This is a genomic window from Allobosea sp. 05T433 (genome assembly GCF_056396065.1).
This window is the reverse complement of the sequence record NZ_JBFTKS010000125.1, coordinates 1-501: the sequence shown is the minus strand read 5'-3', so window position 1 is coordinate 501 and position 501 is coordinate 1. Positions and strand designations below refer to the sequence as shown.

Annotated in this window: 1 protein-coding gene; it reads right to left on the bottom strand. The window is 67.9% G+C overall.

All coding sequences use genetic code 11. From position 1 onward, the window contains the following. A partial coding sequence (locus AC1DGP_RS35320; protein WP_476833307.1) for a transposase occupies positions 1-501 on the bottom strand: 501 nt, incomplete at both ends.

Below are 501 nucleotides of genomic sequence, written 5' to 3'. Positions count from 1 at the left end.
GCCATAGGCTGCGTCCGCGACCAGCTTCTCGGGCCAGGTGCCGAACCTGTCCTGGGTGCGCTCGATCATGGTCCGCGCGGCGCCGACCTCGGCCTGCCGCACAGCCGTGGTCGCCTCCACATCCATGATGACGGCGTGCTTCAGGTCGATCAGATAGTTGGTCGCATAGGCGAAGAAGGCTTGCCCGCCATGGGCAGCCGTCCAGCGTGCGGCAGGGTCAGCTGGCGAGAGGAACTTGGGCACGACCGGCGTCGCCGCGCCGAAGGCCGCATCGTCCAACACGGCCAGATACTCGCGCACCGCATGGTTGGCGGCCTCGGGCGCCAGCCCATCCTTGCCGGGCACGCCGTTCTGGCGATTGGCATCGGCCTTGATCAGGCTGGCGTCGACCGCAAATCCCTCGCCACCGACCAGCCCTTCCGCCATGCAGCGTCGAACCGTCGTCTCGAAGACCTCGCGCAGCAGATCGCTGTCGCGGAAGCGACCGTGCCGGTTCTTCGA